Source organism: Streptomyces griseoflavus (assembly GCF_014649995.1).
Lineage (GTDB): Bacteria > Actinomycetota > Actinomycetes > Streptomycetales > Streptomycetaceae > Streptomyces > Streptomyces griseoflavus.
In genome coordinates this window covers 1-21216 of sequence record NZ_BMUC01000023.1, presented here as the reverse complement: position 1 = coordinate 21216, position 21216 = coordinate 1, and the positions used below count along the sequence as shown (strand labels likewise).

Sequence of the window (21216 nt, the reverse complement as noted above, 5' to 3'; positions counted from 1 at the left end):
GATCGACCACTACCTGGGCAAGGAGACCGTCCAGAACATCCTGGCGCTGCGCTTCGCCAACACGATGTTCGAACCGACCTGGAACCGGTCCTTCGTGGACCACGTGCAGATCACCATGGCCGAGGACATCGGCATCGGCGGCCGCGCGGGCTACTACGACGGCATCGGCGCCGCCCGCGACGTCATCCAGAACCACCTCCTGCAACTGATGGCGCTCACCGCGATGGAGGAGCCCGCCTCCTTCGACGCGGCCTCGCTGCTGACGGAGAAGCTGAAGGTGTTCCGCGCCGTACGGCTCCCGGACGACCTCGGCCGGCACACGGTGCGCGGACAGTACACGGGCGCCTGGCAGGGCGGTGCGAAGGTGCGGGGCTACCTGGAGGAGGAGGGCATCGACCCGGACTCCACCACCGACACCTACGCCGCGATCACCCTGCGCGTGGACAACCGCCGCTGGGCGGGCGTCCCCTTCTACCTGCGCACCGGCAAGCGGCTGGGCCGCAGGGTCACCGAGATCGCCGTCGTCTTCCAGCGGGCCCCGCACTCCCCCTTCGACAGCAGCGCCACCGAGGAACTGGGCCACAACGCCGTCGTGATCCGGGTCCAGCCGGACGAGGGCATGACGGTCCGGTTCGGCTCCAAGGTGCCGGGGACCTCCATGGAGCTGCGGGACGTGACCATGGACTTCGCCTACGGTGAGTCGTTCACCGAGTCCAGCCCGGAGGCGTACGAGCGGCTCATCCTGGACGTGCTGCTGGGGGACGCCAACCTCTTCCCCCGGCATCAGGAGGTGGAGGAGTCCTGGAGGATCCTCGACCCGGTCGAGGAGTACTGGGCGTCGCACGGCAGGCCGGCCCCGTACGCGTCGGGCAGCTGGGGGCCCGCGGAAGCCGACGAGATGCTCGCACGAGACGGACGGAGCTGGCGCAGGCCATGAAGATCGACCTGACCGACACCACGGCAAGCAAGGTCAACAAGGCGCTGGTGCAGGGCCGCCGCGCCATCGGCACACCGGCGGTGGGCATGGTCCTGACGATGGTGATCGTCACGGACGAGGAGAACGCCTACGACTCGATCAAGGCGGCGGAGGAGGCCTCGCACGAGCACCCTTCGCGCACCCTGGTCGTCATCAAGCGGCACACCCGCAACCCGCGCGAGCGCACGCACTCCCGGCTGGACGCCGAGGTCCGCGTGGGCTCCGAGGCCGGCACCGGCGAGACGGTGGTGCTGCGGACCTACGGCGAGGTGTCGGAGCACGCCGACTCGGTGGTGCTGCCGCTGCTGCTGCCGGACGCGCCGGTGGTGGTGTGGTGGCCGGGAGACGCGCCGGAGAACCCGGCACGGGACCCGCTGGGCGCGCTGGGCCAGCGCAGGATCACCGACCTGTACGCGGTCGAGAACCCCATGGACGTGCTCCGGGCCCGGCGGCGCACCTACGCGCCCGGCGACACCGACCTCGCCTGGACCAGGCTGACGCTGTGGCGGTCCATGCTGGCCGCGGCCCTGGACCAGACGCGGGAGACGGTGACGTCGGCGGCCGTGGAGGCCGAGGCCGACAACCCGGCCGCCGAGCTGCTGGCACGCTGGCTGGAGGCGCGGCTGCGGGTCACCGTCCACCGGGTGGTGACCGCGGGACCGGTCGTCACGGCGGTCCGGCTGGGCACCGCGGACGGCGAGGTCGTCATCGAGCGCCCCGAGGGCCCGCTGGCCACCCTGACCCTGCCGGGGCAGCCCGCGCGCCGGCTGGCGCTGAAGGTCCGCCCGACCTCCGAACTCATCGCCGAGGAGCTCAGGCGCCTCGACGCGGACGAGATGTACGCCGTGGCGCTGCGCGGCGAGTCCGCCGGAGAGGTGCCCGCTCATGCCTGAGGTGCCCGGACCGGCCCGGTGCCCGGGGCGGGCCGCCCCGGCCGCCGGTCCCGTCCGCGGCCCCGACCCGTCAACGGCCGCGCCGGCGGCCGCCCACCGTGAAGACAGGAAGTGAACTGACATGCAGATCGGTCTTGTTGGTCTCGGCAAAATGGGCGGCAACATGCGCGAGCGCCTGCGCAACGCCGGCCACACCGTCATCGGGTACGACACCGATCCCGACCGCTCCGACGTCGACCACCTGTCCGACCTCGTGGACCGGCTCGACGGGCCGCGCGCGGTGTGGGTGATGGTCCCGGCGGGCACCGTCACCCAGAACGTCATCGACCAGCTGGCGAGCCTGCTCAAACCCGGTGACGTCGTCGTGGACGGCGGCAACTCCCGCTGGACGGACGACGAGAAGCACGCCAAGGAGCTGGGTGCCCGGGGCATCGGCTTCGTCGACGCGGGCGTCTCGGGCGGTGTGTGGGGCCTGAAGAACGGCTACGCCCTGATGGTCGGCGGCGACGAGGAGTACGTGGAGCGGCTGAAGCCGATCTTCCACGCGCTCAAGCCGGACGGGCCGTACGGCTACGTCCACGCCGGCAAGGTCGGCGCGGGCCACTTCGCGAAGATGGTTCACAACGGCATCGAGTACGCCATGATGCAGGCCTACGCCGAGGGCTGGGAGCTGCTCGAGAAGGCCGACTCGGTGGACAACGTGCGGGAGGTGTTCCGCTCCTGGCAGGAGGGCACCGTGATCCGCTCCTGGCTGCTGGACCTCGCGGTGCACGCCCTCGACGAGGACGAGCACCTGGAGCGGCTGCGGGGCTACGCCGAGGACTCGGGCGAGGGCCGCTGGACGGTGGAGGCGGCGATCGACAACGCGGTGCCGCTGCCCGCGATCACCGCCTCCCTGTTCTCCCGGTTCACCTCGCGGCAGGAGGACTCGCCGCAGATGAAGATGGTCGCGGCGCTGCGCGCGCAGTTCGGCGGGCACGCCGTCGAGTCGGCGAGGAAGCCCTGACGGCGTGGGTGATCTGCTGCTGGCGCGGCACGGTGAGACGGAGTGGAGCAGAACGGGCCGGCACACCGGCCGCACCGATCTGCCGCTGACTCCGAGGGGCGAGGCGCAGGCCGGGTCCCTCGCCCCGCTGCTGGCGGGCCGGTCCTTCGGGCTGGTGCTCACCAGCCCGCTGGTCCGTGCCCGGCGCACCGCGGAGCTCGCGGGCCTGACCGGTGCCGTGCCGGAGCCCGGCCTGCGGGAGTGGGACTACGGCGGCTACGAGGGCATCACCACGGCGGACATCCGCCGCACCCGGCCCGGCTGGGACCTGTGGACGGACGGGGTGCCGCCCGGCCGTGAGTTCCCCGGAGAGTCAGCGGAGCAGGTCGGCGAGCGCGCGGACCGGGTGCTGTCCCGGCTGGCCGGGGCACTGGACGAGGGGGACGTCGTGCTGGTCGCCCACGGCCACCTGCTGCGCGTCCTGACGGCCCGCCGTCTGGGCCTGCCCCCGGCCGACGGCCGTCTGTTCCGCCTCGACACGGGCAGCCTGTGCCGGCTGTCCCTGGAACACGGCAGTCCGGTCGTCGCGGAGTGGAACACCCGTCCCTGACAACCCGGCTCCCCGCACCCGAGGGGCGAGACGTGACGGGAAGCCGCGGCGGAAGCGAGGGGGCGCGGGGAACTGCGCGAAGGGGGTCAGGGGGCGAAGCCCCCGGGGACGGGACGGGAAGGGGCGGCGGGGGCGAAGAAGCCCCCCGCCCCGCCGGTCGGCGCGGTCCGGGACACCGACACCGGATATCCGGCCCGGCCCCCGCCCGCGGAAGACTCGGTACGGCCGTGGAACGGCACCCGGCCCCCTCCGGCCGTGCGACACCTCCCCGACCGGTCAGGAATCGAGAAGCGCCGGTGCCCGCCCCCCGCCTAGCCTAGCCTTGGCACGGCACACGAACGGGAACGCCTGTTCGAAAGAGGGCGGACCACGGCCACTGCGACCGGACGCGTTCCCGGACCGCACCGGGGGACGCCGGCGGAGCCCGCGACGGCGGCCCCGCCCGACGGATGGAGGACGATGAGCAAGGTCACGAGGACGGACCGGCAGCCGGCCGAACCGCACGCCGCCGACAGCCACGATCTGATCCGCGTGCACGGCGCGCGCGAGAACAACCTCAAGGACGTCAGCGTCGAACTCCCCAAGCGCCGTCTGACCGTGTTCACCGGCGTGTCCGGTTCGGGCAAGAGCTCACTCGTCTTCGACACGATCGCCGCCGAGTCGCAGCGGATGATCAACGAGACGTACAGCGCCTTCCTGCAGGGCTTCATGCCGACGCTGGCGCGCCCCGAGGTCGACGTGCTGGAGGGGCTGACCACCGCGATCACCGTCGACCAGCAGCGGATGGGGTCCGACCCCCGTTCCACGGTCGGCACGGCCACCGACGCCAACGCGATGCTGCGCATCCTCTTCAGCCGGCTCGGCAAGCCGTACTTCGGCCCGCCCGGCGCGTTCTCCTTCAACGTCGCCTCCATCCAGGCCAGCGGCGGCTTCACGGTCGACCGCGGGGCCGAGAAGACCAGGACCGAGAAGGTGTCCTTCAACCGCACCGGCGGCATGTGCACCCACTGCGAGGGCCGGGGCACGGTGTCCGACATCGACCTCGCCCAGCTCTACGACGACTCCAAGTCGCTCTCGGAGGATCCGTTCACGATCCCCACGTACACGGGCGGCGGCTGGGTGGTGCGGGTCATCGCCGAGTCGGGCTTCTTCGACCCGGCCAAGCCGATCCGCGAGTACACCAAGAAGGAGCGGCACGACTTCCTGTACCGGGAGCCGACCAAGATCAAGATCAACGGGATCAACCTGACCTACGAGGGGCTGATCCCCAAGCTGCAGAAGTCGATGCTCAACAAGGACCGGGAGTCGATGCAGCCGCACATCCGGGCGTTCGTCGACCGGGCGGTCACCTTCGCGACCTGCCCCGAGTGCGACGGCACCCGGCTCACCGAGGGGGCCAGGTCGTCGAAGATCGGGAAGATCTCCATCGCCGACGCCTGCGCGATGGAGATCAGGGACCTGGCCGAGTGGGTCCGCGGCATCGACGAGCCGTCGGTGGCGCCGCTGCTGACCGCGCTCCAGCACACCCTCGACTCGTTCGTGGAGATCGGACTCGGCTACCTCTCGCTGGACAGGGCGTCGGGCACCCTGTCGGGCGGCGAGGCGCAGCGGGTCAAGATGATCCGGCACCTGGGCTCCTCCCTCACCGACGTCACGTACGTCTTCGACGAACCCACCATCGGCCTGCACCCGCACGACATCCAGCGGATGAACAACCTGCTGCTGCGCCTGCGGGACAAGGGCAACACGGTGCTGGTGGTGGAGCACAAGCCGGAGGCGATCGCCATCGCCGACCACGTCGTCGACCTCGGTCCCGGCGCCGGAACGGCGGGCGGCACCGTCTGCTTCGAGGGCACCGTGGAGGGTCTGCGGGCCAGCGACACGGTCACCGGCCGCCACCTCGACGACCGGGCCTCGGTGAAGGACACGGTCCGCGAGGCCACCGGCACCCTCGCGATCCGCGGCGCGAAGGCGAACAACCTGCGCGAGGTCGACGTCGACATCCCGCTCGGCGTGCTCACCGTCATCACCGGCGTGGCCGGTTCCGGCAAGAGTTCCCTGGTGCACGGCTCGATCCCCGCCGAGGAGGACGTGATCGCGGTCGACCAGACCCCGATCCGCGGCTCCCGGCGCAGCAACCCGGCCACCTACACCGGACTGCTCGACCCGATCCGCAAGGCGTTCGCCAAGGCCAACGGGGTGAAGCCGGCGCTGTTCAGCGCCAACTCCGAGGGCGCCTGCCCCACCTGCAACGGCGCCGGTGTCATCTACACCGACCTGGGGATGATGGCCGGTGTCTCCACCACCTGCGAGGACTGCGGCGGCAAGCGGTTCGACGCGTCGGTCCTCGAGTACCGCTTCGGCGGCCGTGACATCAGCGAGGTGCTCGCGATGTCGGTGGCCGAGGCGGAGGAGTTCTTCCGCGAGGGCGAGGCGCGGATCCCCGCCGCGCACAAGATCGTGGAGCGGATGGCGGACGTCGGTCTCGGCTACCTCACCCTGGGCCAGCCGCTCACCACGCTCTCCGGCGGTGAGCGGCAGCGGCTGAAGCTGGCCACGCACATGGGCGACAAGGGCGGCGTCTACGTCCTCGACGAGCCGACCACCGGCCTGCACCTCGCCGACGTGGAGCAGTTGCTCGCGCTGCTGGACCGGCTGGTCGACTCCGGCAAGTCGGTCATCGTGATCGAGCACCACCAGGCGGTCATGGCGCACGCCGACTGGATCATCGACCTCGGCCCCGGCGCCGGTCACGACGGCGGCCGGGTCGTCTTCGAGGGAACGCCCGCCGACCTGGTCGCCGCCCGCTCCACCCTCACGGGTGAACATCTCGCGCAGTACGTCGGCGCCTGAGCGCTCTCCCGCGCGGCGCCGGGGCCGGCTACGTCCCGGCGCCGCGCGGGATGCCGTACGCCCGTTCCACCCGCAGGCGCAGCACCAGCCGGCGGTCGCGGACCATCGCCGCGCGGTACTCCTCCCAGTCGGGGTGCTCGCCGCCCACGTCGCGGTACAGCCGGACGAGTTCCTCCACCGTCCCGTCGTACGGATCACCGGCGACGGGTGACAGCTCGGCGGTGCCCTCGACCACCGTGTAGGCCCACCGGTCGGGGGTGGTGACGTGGTAGGAGGCCCGGGGGTCGCGCCGCAGGTTGCGGGTCTTGGCGCGGTCGTCCGTGAGCGAGACGCGGATGACGCCCTCATCGGGGTAGTAAGCGTGCGTGACGTTGGACAGCTGGGGCCGCCCGTCGCGTTTCAGTGTGACGAGCACTCCGCCGCTCCCCTCGGAGAGCAGGGCGAGCAGTGCGTTCTGTTCGGCGTCCTGGGTCATGACTCGATCAACGGTCCGCACCGGGCCGGTGTTCCCCCCGAGGAGTGCCATGGGAGTACTGCGGCAGGAGGCCGGCCCCGAGGCGGCCGGGCTGGACGTGCGGGCGCTGGAGCGTCTGGACGGGCACTTCGCCCGCCTGGTGGACGAGGGGAGGCTGCCCGGGTTCCTGGTCGCCGTCGCCCGGGGCGGACGCGTCGCGCACCTGACGGTGTACGGGGCGCGGGACGTCGCGGCCGGGCTGCCGGTGGAGAGCGACACGCTGTGGCGGATCTACTCCATGACCAAGCCGGTGACCACGGTGGGCGCGCTGATGCTGGTGGAGGAGGGGCTGCTGTCGCTGGACGACCCGGTCGGCCGTCACCTTCCCGCCTTCGCGGAACCGCGCGTGTACGAGAGCGGCTCCGGTGACCGGGTCCGCACCCGTCCGGCCGCCGGCCCCCTCCTGGTACGGCATCTGATGACGCACACCGCCGGGCTGACGTTCGCGTTCTACCACGCCCATCCCGTCGACGCGCTGTACCGGGCGGCCGGTCTGGAGTCGTCGGTGGCGCCGGGGCAGGACCTGGCCGGGACGACCGACGTGTACGCGAGCCTGCCACTGCAGTTCGATCCCGGGACCCAGTGGAACTACTCGGTGGCGTCGAACGTCCTGGGCCGGATCATCGAGGTGGTGTCCGGCCGTCCGCTGGACGAGTACCTCGCCGAGCGGGTCTTCCGTCCGCTCGGCATGAGCGACGCCGGCTTCCAGGTCACCGACGACCGGGTGACGCGCCTCGCGGAGCTGTACGGGGAGTCGGACGACGGCGGCATCGAGCCGATCCCGGGACTCCCGCTGCGCGGCCGGCCCCGCTTCCTGTCCGGCAGCGGCGGCATGGTGGCCTCCGCCCACGACGTGCACCGGTTCATGGAACTGCTGCGCCGGCGCGGCGAGCTCGACGGTGTGCGGCTGCTCGCCCCGGACACCGTGGACCTGATGATCCGCAACCACCTTCCGGGCGACGCCGACCTGCGTGCCTTCGGCAGCCGGCCCGCGCACGACCAACCCGGCAACGACGGCGTCGGCTTCGGTCTCGGCGTCTCCGTGGTCATCGACCCGTCGCGCACGCAGTCCCCGTCAAGTGCCGGCAGCTACGGCTGGAGCGGGGTGGCCACCACGACCTTCTGGGTCGACCCGGGCCGCGACCTGACCGTGCAGTTCTGCACGCAGGTGCGGCCCAGGTCCTCCCACACCGTCTTCCGAGACCTCAAGCGGCTGGTGCACGAGGCGGTGACCGGCTGACTCAGGACAGGTGGGCGACCGCGTCCAGATGGGGCAGGTGGTGGTCGAGACGTTCCCGCTTGGTGCGCAGGTAGGTGATGTTGCTCTCGCACGGCGGTATCAGCAGCGGAACCTGCTCGGCGACCTGGACGCCGTGCCGCACCAACGCCTCGCGCTTGCGTGGGTTGTTGGACATCAGCCGCACCGACCGCACTCCCAGGTCCTGGAGCATGCCGGCGGCCACGGCGTAGTCGCGGGCGTCTACCGGCAGGCCGAGGGCGAGGTTCGCCTCGACGGTGTCGAGTCCCTCCGCCTGCAGCGCCATCGCCCGCAGCTTGGCGAGCAGACCGATGCCGCGTCCCTCGTGGCCCCTCAAGTAGACGACCACGCCCGCGCCTTCGGCGACGACCGCGCGCAGCGCCGCCGCCAGCTGGTCGCCGCATTCGCAGTGCTGGGAGCCGAACGCGTCACCGGTCAGGCACTCCGAGTGCAGCCGGGTGAGGACCCGGTCCCGGCCCGGATCGCCGTGGACCAGGGCGACTTGTTCGTCACCGCGGTCGTGGTCCAGATAACCGACCGCCTGGAACTTCCCGTACACGGTGGGCAGTGGCACATTCACGACGCGTTCCACACCGGTCCGCCGCTGAGGCTTCTTGCCGAGTACGCCTACTTTTTCTGTCATGATTCCCGAGTTCCTAAGCAGAGACGAAAGGCCGTGACGATATGGGTGGTTCACACAAGCGGTCGGCGGCATACGGCCCGGTGCACGGTCTGTTGCCGGCGGATACTACAGAGGATGTACGGATGCGGGGAGCCGGCGTCTCACAGCGGATCGCGGTACTTCCGGTCGGGAGTTTCGAGCAGCACGGTCCTTATCTGCCGCTGGCCACCGACACGCTGGTCGCCTGCGCGATCGCGCGGGAGATCGCCGGCACCCATCCGGTGCACCTCCTCCCCCCGGTGACGATCTCCTGCTCGCACGAGCACGCGGCCTGGCCGGGCACCGTCTCCCTCTCCTCCACGACCCTGCACGCGGTGATCAGGGACATCGCCGACTCGCTCCGCCGCTCGGGCGTGGACGTCCTCGTCCTGGTCAACGGCCACGGCGGGAACTACGTGCTGGGCAACGCCGTTCAGGAGGCCTCCGCCCGCGGCGAGCGGATGGCGCTGTACCCGGCAGCGGAGGACTGGGAGACGGCACGCGAAGAAGCGGGCGTGGTCACCTCGTTGCTCACCGACATGCACGCGGGAGAAATCGAGACCTCCATCCTTCTGCACACTCATCCCGAATTGCTCCGCCCCGGATTTGAGACCTCCGACCACGTGGCCGACGACCGCCGTCATCTCCTGACCCTCGGCATGTCCGCCTACACCGATTCCGGCGTCATCGGCCGCCCTTCCCTGGCCTCGGCGGAAAAGGGCAAGCAACTCCTGGCGAGCCTGGCGGAATCCTTCGGCACGTATTTCTCACTGCTGACCTCGGACTCCTGAGAACGCTGCCGGGGGAATGCCCCCGGCGGCCTGGGCCCGGCTCCCGGCCCGTCCGGCGCCGGAGGACGAGGCCGCGGGCCGGCCTGGGGTCCGGGGGCAACGCCCGCGGGGACCGGAAGGGAAGCGGCGGCGGGGGCGAGGGAGCGAGCGCCGCCACCACGCCGCACCCCGCCGTACCACCGCACCGCCGGCACCACGGCTCCCGGCAGGCTCGCCACCAGACTGAGCACCCCGTACACCACCGCGACCGTCAGGCCCAGTCCCGCCCCGAGCCCCGCCGCCCCGAACGCCCAGGCGGTGACCCCCTCCCGCGGCCCCCAGCCCCCCACGTTCAGCGGCAGTCCCATCGCCAGCAGCGCCAGCACGGCGAGCGGCAGCAACTCCCCCACCGACGCCGTCACTCCGGCGACCTCGGCGGCCAGCACGAACATGGCCACGTACCCGGCGAGCACCACGACGGAGGACACGAGAACACCGGGCGCGCTCCGCCGGGAGCACAACCCCACCCGGGCCTCGCCCAGCATCCGCACCCCCCACCCGGTCCCGCGCCCCGGCCGGGCCGCCGGCGTCCGGTTCATCCGCAGCGCGAGTGCCACCGCCCCGGCCCCCAGCACCCCGAGCCCGACGACCGGTACCGCCTGCCGTACCTCTCCGAGGACCGGCGACGGCATGGTCACCAGCACGACACCCCCGGCGGCGAACAGGGCGAGCTGGCCGGCCGTCCGCTCCAGCACCACCGCCCGCACTCCCCGCCCCAGGTCGCCCGCGTCCTTGCCGTGCCGCACGGCCCGGTGCACATCGCCCAGGACTCCCCCGGGGAGTGCCGCGTTGAGGAACAGGGCACGGTAGTAGTCCGCGACGGCCGCCCCGAACGGCAGCCGGATCCCGATCCCGCGCGCCACCAACGCCCAGCGCCAGGCGCTGAACACGGTGGTCACCAGCCCGATCCCGAGCGCCGCGAGCAGCGTGGCCCCGTCGATGCGCCGGACCCCGTCCACGAAGGCCCCGGTACCGAGCCGCCAGAACAGCACCGCGAGGATCACGACACCGGCGAGGGTGCCCAGACGGGCGCGCACGGCGGGGGTGTTGGCCCGCGCGAGCAGACCGCGCGGGCCGTCCCCGCCGGCGGCCCCCGCCCCCTCCGCCGTCCCGGAACTCATCCGGTCCCGCCCACCGGCCGGCACAGGGCGAGCAGGTCGGTGTGCTGGACGACCACCCGCAACTCCCCCTCCGCACACGCCTCCAGGCGCTCGGCCAGATACGTCCCGGCGCGTGCGGCCAGCTCCGGCCGTTCCTCCACCGCCGCGCCGACCCACCCCCGCAGCCACTGCTCGGTCAGCGCGGCCTGCTCCGGCCCGAGACGCCAGGGACTCGGGTTGAGCTTCACGGTCGCCCCGTGCTCGGCGAACGCCTCGGCGGCGGCCGTGGCCGCGTCCGGTCCGAGCAGGCCGTCCCGCCGCTGGTGGGCGTTGAACGCCTCGGTGATCTCCTGGTCCATGGGGTGCGGCGCGGTCAGCTCCACCCGTCCCGCCACCGACAGCGTCAGCAGGGCCGGGCAGCCGGCCCCGGCGCAGGCGGCGGCGAGCGCGCCGAGCTCGTCGCGGGTGAGGACGTCGAGCAGCGCCGACGCCGTCACGAGGGAGGCACCGGACAGCGCGTCGGAGGTGAGCCGGGCGACGTCACCGCGCCGGGTCTCGACGGTGACGTGCGAGCCGTCGGCGGCGGAACGCGGGGAGGCGACGGCGGCGAAGTGCAGCAGGTAGGGGTCCCGGTCGTGCAGCACCCAGTGCTGGGCACCGTCGAGGTGGGGTGCGAGCCAGCGGCCCATCGAACCGGTGCCGCAGCCGATGTCGTGGATGACGAAACCGTCCGCCCGGCCCGGCAGGTTGGCGAGCCGGATACGCAGCGGGTCGAGCAGTTCGTACGCGCGGGCGGCGGCGTCGGCCGATTCGCGCAGCTGGAGCCACTCGGGCGCGTAGCGGGCGGGTTCGCCGTCGCCGCCGTCGCCGCCGTCCCTCAGCCGCAGGGTGGCCCGCTCCCCGGGGCGGGACGCGGACGGGCCGGCGCCGGGGATGACGGATGTCGTCGCGCCGACGGGGTCCTCGGGGTTCTCGGGTTCCACGGTGCTCCCTGGCCGGCCGGGCAGCGCGTCCGTGACGTCCCGGGGGCCGGGCTGGGCCGGGATCGTGCCGCTGTACGGGGTGGCGGTCGCCGGTTCGGTCATGCGGCCCTCCGGGGCTGGGTGGGGAGCCGGCGCAGTACCGCGGCCAGGCTCTGCGCGGTGCTCGCCCAGCCGCCGAGCGCGGCCCGCCGGCTGCGGGCGGCCGCCTTCAGCCGGCGTCGTACGTCCGCCTCGCCGAACCAGCCGCGCAGTTCGGCCGCGAGGGCGGCGGGGTTCTCCGGCGGGACGAGGATGCCGGGCACCCCTCCGTCGGGTGCGCGGCCGACCGCCTCGGGCAGTCCGCCGACGTCGGTCGCGAGCACCGGGATGCCGCGCGCCAGCGCCTCCGTGACGGCCATGCCGTACGTCTCCGCGTACGAGGTGAGCACCATCAGGTCGGCGGCGGCGTAGCTCGCGTCGAGTGCCGCCCCGGTCCGCGGTCCAGCCAGTTCGAGGCGGTCCTGCAGGCCGTGTGCGCGGATGAGGCCGCGCAGGTGGGCGACGTAGGCGGGGTCGTGTCCGAGCCCGCCGACGAGCGAGCAGCTCCACGGCAGGTCGGCCACGCTCGCCAGGGCCTCCACCAGGCGGTGCTGCCCCTTGCGGGGTGTCACGGAGGCCACGCACAGCAGCCGCGACACCCCGTCGGTGCCGGGCGCGAGGGGTGCGATGTCGGCGCCGGGTGCGGCGACGTGGACGCGTTCGGGGGCGAGGCCGTGGTGGGCGACGAGGCGGCGGACGGCCCAGTCGCTGGTGGCGACGACGGCGGGGACCGCTCGCAGTACCGCGCGTTCCCGGGTGTCCAGTTCGGCGGCGACGGCCGTGTCGAGTCCGGTCTCGTCGCCGAGCGGGAGGTGGACGAGGACGGCCATGCGCAGCCGGCCCTCCTCCGCCTCCGGAACCATGATCTCGGGCACGGCGCACGCGACGATCCCGTCGAGCAGGACGACGCTGTCGTCCGGCAGTTCACGCAGGGTGCGGGCGAGTTCCGCCCGGGCGGCGGCGTCGGGCCGGGGCCAGTCGCCGGCCACCGCGTGCCGGTGCGCCTGCCAGCCGAAGCCGGGCAGGTCCAGGCAGGCGCGGCGGTCGTAGGCGTTGCCGCCGCTCGGCGCGGCCGGGTCGTCGACACTCGCCGGCATCACGAAGTGCACGGTGCGCAGGGACATGGGGATGATCCCGCCGTTCCTCGGGAAGGACGCCTGCTGGGGAACGTAGTCCAGGCGGGCGGTCCCGGCCCGGCCGGCCGTCGTGCCGGCCCTGTGGACGGTCGTGTCGGTCACAGCGCACGCTCGTAACTCGCCCAGGCGATGTGCGACTCGTGCAGCGTGACGGCGATTTTGGCGATGCCCTTGGCTCCCTCGCCCATGGCGCCCTTGTGGATGCGTTCGGCGAGCCGGTCGGCGATGACCTTGGCCAGGTACTCCGTGGAGGTGTTGATCCCCGCGAAGTCCGGTTCGTTGTCGAGATTGCGGTAGTTCAGCTCGCCGACGACGGCCCCGAGTTCCTGTGTCGCGAGGCCGATGTCGACGACGATGTTGTCCTCGTCCAGCTGTTCGCGCCGGAACGTGGCGTCCACGAGGAACGTGGCCCCGTGGAGGCGCTGGGCCGGTCCGAAGACCTCGCCGCGGAAGCTGTGGGCGATCATGATGTGATCGCGGACGGTGATGCTGAACAACGGACGACCCTCCAGGTGCGGCGCGTCTGTTCCCCGGCCGATCTCCGGCGGGGATGCCGTGTAGTACGGCTGACTGCCTTCCCCTGTTCAGCGTCCGCTACCTCTTTTCTGAGGTCAGGCGTGTGTGTTCCGGTCCGGGCCGGCGTAGCGGACGCGGTGGCACAGGGCGGGGAGGTCGCCGGAGGCGAGGCGGGGCATGACGTCGGGCAGGTCCTCGAAGGCGGACTCGCCGGTGATCAGGGCGTCGAGGGCGGGGCCGGCGAGCAGGTCGAGGGCGAGGGCGAGCCGGTCGGCGTAGCTGCGGTTCGCGCGGGCCGGGGAGACGGTGCCGACCTGGCTGCCGCGGACGGTGAGGCGCCGGGAGTGGAAGGCCTCGCCCAGCGGGAGGCTCACCTTCCGGTCGCCGTACCAGCTCAGTTCGACGACGGTACCCTCGGGGCGGAGCAGTTCGAGTGCCCTGCCGAGTCCCTGTTCGGTGGCGCTGGCGTGGACGACGAGGTCGCAGTCGCCGAGGGCGTCCGCGGGGAGCGCGAACCCGACACCGAGGGCGTCGGCGGTCCTGGCCCGCGCGGGGTCGGCGTCGACGAGCTGGACGCGTACGCCGGGGAAGCGGGACAGCAGCGCGGCGACCGAGCAGCCGATCATCCCTCCACCGACCACAGCGATGCGGTCACCGACCAGCGGCGCCGCGTCCCACAGCGCGTTGACGGCGGTCTCCACGGTGCCGGCCAGCACGGCCCGCCCGGCGGGCACGCCGTCGGGAACGGGGGTGACGGCGTGGGCGGGCACGACGTAACGGGTCTGGTGCGGGTAGAGGCAGAAGACGGTGCGCCCGGTGAGGTTCGCGGGCCCTTCCTCCACCACTCCCACGTTGAGGTAGCCGTACTTCACCGGCCCCGGGAAGTCGCCCTCCTGGAACGGTGCCCGCATGGCGGAGTGCTGGCTCTCGGGCACTCCGCCGCGGAAGACGAGCGTCTCGGTGCCGCGGCTCACGCCCGAGTAGAGCGAACGCACCAGCACCTCGTCCTGACCCGGCGCCGGCAGGGTGAACTCACGGATCTCCCCTCGGCCAGGCGAGTCGAGCCAGAACGCACGGGCGGTGCGGTTCATCGAAGTCCTCCTGAACGATCGGGAAGCTGCACGCGTAACGAGTGGTGCACGGGCCGCGCACAAGGTAGCGGCCTTGATCGACTCTGTCACACGGCCGGAGGAATGCTCGGTGGCCCTGAACAACGGTTACGACGCGAGGCCCGTACAGCAGGAGACCGCCGTGGGGGCGGGCGTACAGATCCTGTTGCTGGCCCTGATCGGTACGGCGATCGGGATGGGCCCCGCGGGCTGGCTGACCGGCCTCGCGTTCGCGATCGCCACCTGGGCGGTGCTCTCCCGGGCCCTGCACCGGTCGCGGCTGCGGTCCTTCGGCGCGGCGAACCGGGTCACCCTCGGCCGGGCCACCCTGGTCGGCGGGGTCACCGCGCTGGTCGCCGACTCGTTCCAGGACTCACCGCCCGTCTCGCTCTTCGTCGGTCTGACCGCCGTGGCCCTGATCCTCGACGGCGTCGACGGCAAGGTGGCCCGCAGGACCGGTACGTCCACTCCGCTGGGTGCCCGCTTCGACATGGAGGTGGACGCCTTCCTGATCCTGGTGCTGAGCGTGTACGTGTCGACGGCGATGGGTGCCTGGGTGCTGCTGATCGGCGGCATGCGGTACGTCTTCGTGGCCGCCGCACGCGTCTGGCCCTGGCTGACCGCCCCGCTCCCGCCGAGCACCGCCCGCAAGACGGTGGCCGCGCTTCAGGGTGTGCTGTTGCTGGTGGCGGGCGCGGCCCTGCTGCCCCACGCCGTCAACGTCGCCGTGGTGGTACTGGCGCTGGGCCTCCTGGTGTGGTCGTTCGGCCGCGATGTGCTGTGGCTGTTGCGGACGTCGCGACCGGCGGTGACCGCGTCCGCGTCCGCGCACGAGGTGCGGCGGGAACTGGTCGCCGGCTGACGCCCGGCCGGTGTCCGCGGGCCGGCCCCGGCCCGCCCGCCCGCACCGCGGAGGGCCGCCGCGACGAACCACGGCCACCGCCCCGAGCGAGCAGAGCGGGCCGAGCCCCGGCCTACGGTGACGCGTCTCCCTGGGACGACAGCATCGGAACCCAGTGGTCCCGCACCCGGCGCAGGCGCTGCCGGTGATCGGCGATCCAGTCGTCCGGCGGGACGAACGGCACCCGCACGGTGACCATGGATCCGGACTCGTCCTCGACGACCGCCTCCGGGCAATCACGGTCACCGGTGAGGTGGACGAAGACCGACGGCCCGCTGCTCCTCTCCATCCAGGCGACGTCCTCGCCCGCGTCGAGCCGGTCCAGCGCATCGGCCCAGCTCTCCAGTCTCGATGCGTACAGGGCCAGGTCGACCCGGCCGGAGACGAAGGGCGTCCTGACGACGATCTCGGCCTCCAGCCCGGCGGTCCATCGCGGGTCACGCCCGAGAACGGTGACCGTCACGCTGTTCCCCTCGTCGTCGGCGAAGGAGATGAGCTCCTTCGGTGGACCGTCGCGCATGGCTGTCCTTTCATCGGTGGGTGCCGGGAGATCCTCGCCTGCCCGGAGACCGGCCTCCACTCCATTTCGCGGTCGGTTTCCTGTCGTCGGCGCGTCGATCGGGTGACCACCGGGGCGGACACGGCCGGGAGATTTGACGAGCCCTCGAGCACACCTCTAGAACTTACCCACATGACATTCATTTTCAACAAGGCGGGGTGTCGTCGGTGAGAATCGCCTTCGTCGGCAAGGGCGGAAGCGGCAAGACGACCCTGTCCGCCCTCTTCGCCCGCCACCTGGCCCGCTCCGGAGCCCCCGTTCTCGCCATCGACGGCGACATCAACCAGCACCTGGCGCAGGCACTCGCCCCGGGCGAGGAGCGTCCGCGGACGCCTCCTCCCCTGGGTCCTGACCTCCCCGCCGTCAAGGCCCTCTTGCGCGGCACCAACCCCCGCATCTCCACCCCCGACTCCATGATCAAGACGACGCCGCCCGGCCGGGGCTCACGTCTCCTGCGCCTCCTGGGCGACGACGAGTTGCACACGCGGCACGTCTCCCGGGCCGGCGGAGTCCCGCTGATGGTCACGGGCGAGTTCGACGAGAGCGACCTCGGTGTCGCCTGCTACCACTCCAAACTCGGCGCGGTCGAGCTCTACCTCGGACACCTCGTCGACGGTCCCGGCGAGTACGTCGTGGTCGACATGACCGCCGGCGCCGACGCCTTCGCCTCCGGCCTGTTCACCCGCTTCGACCTGACCTTCCTGGTCGCCGAGCCGACCCGCAAGGGTGTCTCGGTCTACCGCCAGTACCGCGACCACGCCCGCGAGTTCGGCATCCGTATCACCGTCGTCGGCAACAAGGTGACCGGCGAGGACGACCTCCTCTTCCTCAAGGAGCAGGTGGGGGACGACCTGCTGACCCACCTGGTCCACTCGGACTGGGTGCGTGCGGCCGAACAGGGCCGGGTTCCGCCGCAGGCCACGGACACCCCCGACGCTCCGGACGCGCCGAACGCGCCGGACCCGCTGGAGCCGCACAATCGCCACGCCCTGAACGTGCTCCGCGAGACCGTCGACGCACAGTCCCGCGACTGGGACCGCCTCCACCGCCACGCCGTCGAGTTCCACCTGCGCAACGCCCGCGCCTGGGCGGACGCACGCACCGGCGAGGACCTGGCCGCCCAGGTTGACCCGGACTTCGTCCCCGGCCCGGCCGCCCTCGCCTGACCGCACCGACCCGCACCACCTCCTCGTCCCCCGACCGGAAACGGATCTCTTCATGTCCCTCGACGTCTCCCCGAAGCTGCTCGCCGAAGCCGAGCAAGGTGACATCCGAGAGCAGGACTTCGTGGACACCGTCCGCACGTCCCTCCCCTACGCCTACGACCTGATCGCCTCCCTCGCCGCCGATCTCCGGTCCGGCACCGCCGACTTCACCGACAACCGCACCCCGCCGCCCTCCGAGCGGGAACGCGGCCAGCTCCTGCGCGCCCTCGCCAGTGACGCCATCCGCGGCAGCCTGGAGCGGCACTTCGGCGTGGCCCTGGCCTTCCAGAACTGCCACCGGGTGGCAGCGTTCCGCCCGGAGACGAGGGGCGGGGAAAGCCACGGCCGTTTCACCTCGGTCCGCTCCCAGATCCTCAACCAGTCCCCGGAGTTCAGGGACTGCTGACCCGCCCCTCCCCGTCCGGCTACTCGACCCCCGCGGCATCGAGTAGCCGGGCCATGTCCTTGCGCCCGTACCCGAGCAGCCGGGCACGGTGCGCGGCCATCAGGACGAGATGCGCGACCACCTCGGCCGCGTACCCGTTCTTGGTGTCGGCGTCGAACCACTCCTGGGGTTTCTCGACACCCAGGCTGTTCATCACCAGTCCGTGCTCGCGGCGGATCTCCGCGACCGTGCCGGCGACCGCGTCCATCAGCGTCTTCCCCGGCCGCTCGCACGTCAGGGCGAAGCAGCCCCGGTCGACGGGCACGCAGCCCTCCGGCGGACGCGCCAGCAGCCCCGCGTACCGCTCGTCCTCGAAGCCGGACGCCCGGAACTCCTCGTGCACCAGCGAGAACCGGTGGAATCCGGGCGGCACCGGGGGCGGTGGCGGCGCGTACTCCCACCCCGCGTCCTCGTACAGCCGCCGCTTCACCTCCTCCTCGTCCGCATGTGTCACCGTGAAGCCGCTGGCGTCGTTGCGCCCGGTCGTCGTGCCGTCGGCGTTGCGGTGGACGTGCAGGCCCATGGTGTGCCCCCGATACCGTGAGGAGAGATGTGAAGGGGACGGAATGTCCCGTCACCAGCTCGAACGGCCCGCGACTCCCTCACGTGCCCCCGCCGGGCAGCATCACCTCATCGCGTGAATCGCGCCTCGTCGGGAACTCCCCGCCCCGCCCCGACCAGCGGTTGCTACGCTCCCCCGATGAGGATTCCGGCCCCTGACGAGATCCGTGCGCTGCACGAGAAGTACGCGCCCACCCCCGAGGCGTTCACCCTCGTCCACACGCACTGCGAGATCGTCTGGAGCGTCGCCGAACAGCTCCTCTCCTCCACACCCGGCCTCACCCGTCTCGACGCCGAGCTGGTCCGCGCGGGCTGCCTCCTCCACGACATCGGCGTCTACCGCCTCTACGGCGAGGACGGACGCCTCGACCACCAGAACTACATCCGCCACGGACTCCTCGGCCACGAGATCCTCGAAGCGGAGGGCTTCCCCGAGCCCTTGCGCCGCTTCTGCTCCCACCACACCGGCGTGGGCCTCACCCGCCACGACGTCATCGACCAGGGCCTGCCCCTCCCGCCCGCCGACTACCTCGCGGTGACGCCGGAGGAGCGCCTGGTGATGTACGCGGACAAGTTCCACAGCAAGTCCCGGCCGTCGGCGTTCCTCACCCCCGACGAGTACGCCACTTACGTCCGCCGATTCGGCGACGACAAGGTGACCGCCTTCCACGCCCTGCGTGCCGAGTTCGGTGACCCGGACCTCACCCGGCCGGTGCCGTACGCCGAGGCGTGACGGCCGCCCGCCGCCGGTCCGGGCCCGCCCGGGAGCCGGAGGTCCGGGAGCTCACACGGTGACGGAGGTGATCCGCTCGACGGCGGCGCGGACGTCCCGCTGAAGCTCCTCGTCACGGCCGACGCCCAGGAACCAGTCACGGCGGGCCACGGCCAGGTGTGCGCGCAGGTGCGGCAGCGCCGGAGCGGCGGCGGGGCCCATGCGGCGCAGGCAGGTCACGACACGGCCGGCCGTGCTCGAGTTCCGCGTCCACGCCTGGAGCAGCACGTCCAGGACGGCACCGGCCTCGGTCTCCCCCGCGATGTCCCATACCGCCGCCGCACAGTGCACCCGGACCCACTCGTCTGCATGCGTCGACAGTTCCCTCAGCCGGGGCAGTGCCGCAGCGGCCGGAGGTCCGATCTCACCGAGCACGTCGGCCGCGTCACGGACGCGGAAGGACATGCTCTCGTCGAGCAGTTCCAGCAACAGCGGCATGACCTCCTCCCGGTCGCCGCCGATCGCCCACAGCGCGGCGACCGCGGCCGGCCCGACGTGGGCGTCCGTGCCGGTGGTCAGCGCCCGGACCACGGGCAGAGCGGGTGCCGCTCCGGGTCCGAACGCCTTCAGCGCCGCCAGGGCGGACCTCGTGACGCTTCCCCGCTCGTGACGGACGGCGCCTTCCAGGACCCCGGCGACGTCGGGCACCGCCGCCGGATCACCGAGCGCCGCCACGGCCGACAGCAGCGCGTTCGCACTCATCTCGACCCACTGCCCCGTGAGGTCGATGTGCCGCAGATGAGCGCGGAGCCGCGGCACGAGGTCACCGGCGGCCTGCGGCAGAGCCCGGGCGACCTCCACCGCGCGCCAGCTGTCGACTCCGCTGTCCAGTGCCGTCAGCAGGCTCGGGAGGGCTCGCGCGTCGCCGAGCCGGGCCAGTGCACGGACCGCTTCCTGGTGGGCTCTGCGCACGTGCGGCCGCGGCGCGGCCCACACGTCGGGTCCGTGCTCCGTCCGCTGCGCGGCGACCTGTGCGGCCAGGGCCTCCCGGGCCGGCTCGGCAAGCGGGTGGCAGGCTTCGAGAACGGCCGCCGCCTCCGCGGCGACCTCGGGGTCGGTCGCGCCGAGTTGTCCGGCTACGAGCCCGATGAGCACCGCGTGGTCACCGCGCCACGACTTCATGAACTCGGCAGTCATCCGCAGCGCGTCCAGGCGGGTGCCGGGATCGGGGTCCCGCAACTGCTCCGCCAGGAGTACCGTGCGCTGGGGCAGCCGCCCTTCCAGTACTTCGTGGAAGGTGCGCAGGAGCTCCGTGGTGGGTGCGTGCACACGCCCATGCCGGTCGAGGTCCTCGAAGGCCGCGGTCACCTGCGCCGGCACGTCGTCGGCCGCTGCCGCCGCAGGCGTACGGCTGGGCGGGTCCGCCCATGTGCCGGCGGGCACCGTGGACCGTGCCGTCTCCCGCAGCAGGCCGATCGCGGCCGGTACGACGTCCTCGGCGATGTCGTGCGGGGAGCAGCGGGCCCGGTGGACCACGGCGGCCAGCCGGGTGCGGGGGTCGAGGGTCGGTTCGGCGGCCAGTGCGTCGAACCACCGCATCGCCTCGCCCGCGACGGCCGGCAGGCGGAGGGCCAAGGTCGCCATCGTCTCGACCACCAGCAGCCGGTGAACGACACCCGACTCGGCCGACAGGCGGTCGCGCAGCAGGGCGGCCGCACGCTCAGCGTCGTCGACGAACAGGCCCACCCCGCGCACGGCGGCCCGTCGTACCCGCGGATCAGAGTCCGAGGCCAACTCGACAATTTTATCCGCCCGTTCACGCATCAGGGCCGCCGCTTCGGCGTGCCCCGACGCATGGGCGTACTGCTCCTCGCACCGGTCGACGGCGATGCGGCCGATGCTGACCAGCAGGTCGACGACCGCCGCGCGGTCGGGTGTGGCAGCGTCCTCCGCCAGCTCGAACAGGAACGGCACGGTGGCCGCCGTGCAGGGATAGACGTCGCCCTGGTGGTGCACAGCACCGTGGAACCGGCTGAACGCCTTGCGCCGCTCCTCCGCGTCCGGAGAGCGGAACGCTGGCAACAGCGCGGGTACCTCTTCGGCCGAGCCGTAGGCATGGTCCATGGAGGACCAGTCGATGTCGTGCAGTCCGTCGAACATGAGCCGAACTATGCAGTGAGGCACTGACAACGCGGGGGGGTGCCTCTATGTCCTTCGTCAAGCGAGTCGAGGGGTCCTCGGCTCGTAGAAGGTTCCGTCGCGGAGCATGGCGAACAGGACGCTGATGCGGTGGCGGGCGAGGCGGAGGAGGGCCTGGGTGTGGGTTTTGCC

At 72.3% G+C, this 21216-nt stretch carries 20 protein-coding genes and 1 pseudogene; 11 read left to right on the top strand and 10 right to left on the bottom strand.

Features of this window, described 5'->3' with window-relative positions:
- From zwf to IE172_RS32060, 5 genes are all read left to right on the top strand, one after another.
- Positions 1-937: glucose-6-phosphate dehydrogenase (gene zwf, locus IE172_RS34960; RefSeq protein WP_229886664.1), on the top strand; the 937-nt coding region annotated here is incomplete at its 5' end.
- Complete coding sequence (gene opcA, locus IE172_RS32075) at positions 934-1869, top strand: glucose-6-phosphate dehydrogenase assembly protein OpcA (protein WP_190100868.1); 936 nt, start codon at positions 934-936, stop codon at positions 1867-1869. The genes zwf and opcA, both read left to right, overlap by 4 nt.
- 121 nt (positions 1870-1990) lie before the next feature.
- On the top strand, positions 1991-2875 hold the full coding sequence (gnd, locus tag IE172_RS32070) for a phosphogluconate dehydrogenase (NAD(+)-dependent, decarboxylating) (RefSeq protein ID WP_190100867.1): 885 nt from the start codon (positions 1991-1993) through the stop codon (positions 2873-2875).
- 4 nt (positions 2876-2879) lie between these two features.
- Positions 2880-3464, top strand: a complete 585-nt coding sequence (locus IE172_RS32065) for a histidine phosphatase family protein (RefSeq protein WP_190100866.1) — start codon at positions 2880-2882, stop codon at positions 3462-3464.
- 459 nt (positions 3465-3923) lie between these two features.
- Positions 3924-6317 carry an ATP-binding cassette domain-containing protein gene (locus tag IE172_RS32060; RefSeq protein WP_190100865.1) on the top strand — a complete coding sequence of 798 codons (2394 nt, stop codon included), beginning with the start codon at positions 3924-3926 and terminating at the stop codon, positions 6315-6317.
- 28 nt (positions 6318-6345) lie between these two features.
- Here the strand turns inward: IE172_RS32060 and IE172_RS32055 are convergent, their stop codons facing one another.
- Positions 6346-6792, bottom strand: coding sequence for a PPOX class F420-dependent oxidoreductase (locus IE172_RS32055; protein WP_190100864.1), 447 nt, complete (start codon positions 6790-6792; stop codon positions 6346-6348).
- Positions 6793-6841: 49 nt separating this feature from the next.
- On the opposite strand from IE172_RS32055, the gene IE172_RS32050 reads away from it, so the two are divergent.
- Entirely contained in the window at positions 6842-8071 is a 1230-nt protein-coding gene (locus IE172_RS32050; protein WP_190100863.1) for a serine hydrolase domain-containing protein, read from the top strand.
- A gap of 1 nt (position 8072) precedes the next feature.
- On the opposite strand, the gene ribA is transcribed toward IE172_RS32050, so the two are convergent.
- Positions 8073-8732 carry a GTP cyclohydrolase II gene (gene ribA / locus IE172_RS32045; protein ID WP_190100862.1) on the bottom strand — a complete coding sequence of 220 codons (660 nt, stop codon included), beginning with the start codon at positions 8730-8732 and terminating at the stop codon, positions 8073-8075.
- A 41-nt stretch (positions 8733-8773) separates the two neighbouring features.
- On the opposite strand from ribA, the gene IE172_RS32040 reads away from it, so the two are divergent.
- Positions 8774-9541 (top strand): creatininase family protein, encoded by a 768-nt coding sequence (locus IE172_RS32040; RefSeq protein ID WP_190100861.1) that lies wholly within the window; start codon positions 8774-8776, stop codon positions 9539-9541.
- A gap of 263 nt (positions 9542-9804) precedes the next feature.
- On the opposite strand, the pseudogene IE172_RS32035 reads toward IE172_RS32040, so the two are convergent.
- From IE172_RS32035 to IE172_RS32015, 5 genes and pseudogenes are all read right to left on the bottom strand, one after another.
- Positions 9805-10701: pseudogene (locus tag IE172_RS32035) on the bottom strand (lysylphosphatidylglycerol synthase transmembrane domain-containing protein); the annotation flags it as partial.
- On the bottom strand, positions 10698-11765 hold the full coding sequence (locus IE172_RS32030; RefSeq protein ID WP_190100860.1) for a class I SAM-dependent methyltransferase: 1068 nt from the start codon (positions 11763-11765) through the stop codon (positions 10698-10700). The gene IE172_RS32030 and the pseudogene IE172_RS32035, both read right to left, overlap by 4 nt.
- Positions 11762-12979, bottom strand: coding sequence for a glycosyltransferase family 4 protein (locus IE172_RS32025; RefSeq protein WP_190100859.1), 1218 nt, complete (start codon positions 12977-12979; stop codon positions 11762-11764). Before IE172_RS32025 ends, IE172_RS32030 begins: the two co-directional genes overlap by 4 nt.
- On the bottom strand, positions 12976-13374 hold the full coding sequence (locus tag IE172_RS32020) for a 6-pyruvoyl trahydropterin synthase family protein (protein ID WP_190100858.1): 399 nt from the start codon (positions 13372-13374) through the stop codon (positions 12976-12978). Before IE172_RS32020 ends, IE172_RS32025 begins: the two co-directional genes overlap by 4 nt.
- Before the next feature lie 114 nt (positions 13375-13488).
- Positions 13489-14484: a zinc-dependent alcohol dehydrogenase gene (locus IE172_RS32015; protein ID WP_190100857.1), complete on the bottom strand. Its 996-nt coding sequence runs from the start codon at positions 14482-14484 to the stop codon at positions 13489-13491.
- A 109-nt stretch (positions 14485-14593) separates the two neighbouring features.
- Here IE172_RS32015 and IE172_RS32010 point away from each other — a divergent pair, with 109 nt between their 5' ends.
- Positions 14594-15364, top strand: a complete 771-nt coding sequence (locus IE172_RS32010; RefSeq protein WP_190100920.1) for a CDP-alcohol phosphatidyltransferase family protein — start codon at positions 14594-14596, stop codon at positions 15362-15364.
- 112 nt (positions 15365-15476) lie between these two features.
- On the opposite strand, the gene IE172_RS32005 is transcribed toward IE172_RS32010, so the two are convergent.
- Positions 15477-15923 carry a DUF5959 family protein gene (locus tag IE172_RS32005; RefSeq protein WP_190100856.1) on the bottom strand — a complete coding sequence of 149 codons (447 nt, stop codon included), beginning with the start codon at positions 15921-15923 and terminating at the stop codon, positions 15477-15479.
- Positions 15924-16129: 206 nt separating this feature from the next.
- Between IE172_RS32005 and IE172_RS32000 the strand changes: the two genes are divergently transcribed.
- Together IE172_RS32000 and IE172_RS31995 are read left to right on the top strand one after the other, a co-directional pair.
- On the top strand, positions 16130-17128 hold the full coding sequence (locus tag IE172_RS32000) for an ATP-binding protein (protein ID WP_190100855.1): 999 nt from the start codon (positions 16130-16132) through the stop codon (positions 17126-17128).
- 52 nt (positions 17129-17180) lie between these two features.
- Positions 17181-17573: an SCO5389 family protein gene (locus IE172_RS31995; RefSeq protein ID WP_190100854.1), complete on the top strand. Its 393-nt coding sequence runs from the start codon at positions 17181-17183 to the stop codon at positions 17571-17573.
- A gap of 19 nt (positions 17574-17592) precedes the next feature.
- On the opposite strand, the gene IE172_RS31990 is transcribed toward IE172_RS31995, so the two are convergent.
- Positions 17593-18135, bottom strand: coding sequence for a hypothetical protein (locus IE172_RS31990; protein ID WP_190100853.1), 543 nt, complete (start codon positions 18133-18135; stop codon positions 17593-17595).
- Between the two features lie 177 nt (positions 18136-18312).
- On the opposite strand from IE172_RS31990, the gene IE172_RS31985 reads away from it, so the two are divergent.
- Entirely contained in the window at positions 18313-18906 is a 594-nt protein-coding gene (locus tag IE172_RS31985; RefSeq protein WP_190100852.1) for an HD domain-containing protein, read from the top strand.
- Between the two features lie 51 nt (positions 18907-18957).
- Here the strand turns inward: IE172_RS31985 and IE172_RS31980 are convergent, their stop codons facing one another.
- Positions 18958-21045: a HEAT repeat domain-containing protein gene (locus IE172_RS31980; RefSeq protein WP_190100851.1), complete on the bottom strand. Its 2088-nt coding sequence runs from the start codon at positions 21043-21045 to the stop codon at positions 18958-18960.
- Positions 21046-21216 lie beyond the last annotated feature (171 nt).

Coding starts and splice junctions, on each gene's coding strand:
- opcA (WP_190100868.1), top strand. CDS start 934: ATGAAGATCGACCTGACCGACACCACGGCAAGCAAGGTCAACAAGGCG.
- gnd (WP_190100867.1), top strand. CDS start 1,991: ATGCAGATCGGTCTTGTTGGTCTCGGCAAAATGGGCGGCAACATGCGC.
- IE172_RS32060 (WP_190100865.1), top strand. CDS start 3,924: ATGAGCAAGGTCACGAGGACGGACCGGCAGCCGGCCGAACCGCACGCC.
- IE172_RS32055 (WP_190100864.1), bottom strand. CDS start 6,792: ATGACCCAGGACGCCGAACAGAACGCACTGCTCGCCCTGCTCTCCGAG.
- IE172_RS32050 (WP_190100863.1), top strand. CDS start 6,842: ATGGGAGTACTGCGGCAGGAGGCCGGCCCCGAGGCGGCCGGGCTGGAC.
- ribA (WP_190100862.1), bottom strand. CDS start 8,732: ATGACAGAAAAAGTAGGCGTACTCGGCAAGAAGCCTCAGCGGCGGACC.
- IE172_RS32040 (WP_190100861.1), top strand. CDS start 8,774: ATGGGTGGTTCACACAAGCGGTCGGCGGCATACGGCCCGGTGCACGGT.
- IE172_RS32030 (WP_190100860.1), bottom strand. CDS start 11,765: ATGACCGAACCGGCGACCGCCACCCCGTACAGCGGCACGATCCCGGCC.
- IE172_RS32015 (WP_190100857.1), bottom strand. CDS start 14,484: ATGAACCGCACCGCCCGTGCGTTCTGGCTCGACTCGCCTGGCCGAGGG.
- IE172_RS32005 (WP_190100856.1), bottom strand. CDS start 15,923: ATGCGCGACGGTCCACCGAAGGAGCTCATCTCCTTCGCCGACGACGAG.
- IE172_RS31995 (WP_190100854.1), top strand. CDS start 17,181: ATGTCCCTCGACGTCTCCCCGAAGCTGCTCGCCGAAGCCGAGCAAGGT.
- IE172_RS31990 (WP_190100853.1), bottom strand. CDS start 18,135: ATGGGCCTGCACGTCCACCGCAACGCCGACGGCACGACGACCGGGCGC.
- IE172_RS31985 (WP_190100852.1), top strand. CDS start 18,313: ATGAGGATTCCGGCCCCTGACGAGATCCGTGCGCTGCACGAGAAGTAC.
- IE172_RS31980 (WP_190100851.1), bottom strand. CDS start 21,045: ATGTTCGACGGACTGCACGACATCGACTGGTCCTCCATGGACCATGCC.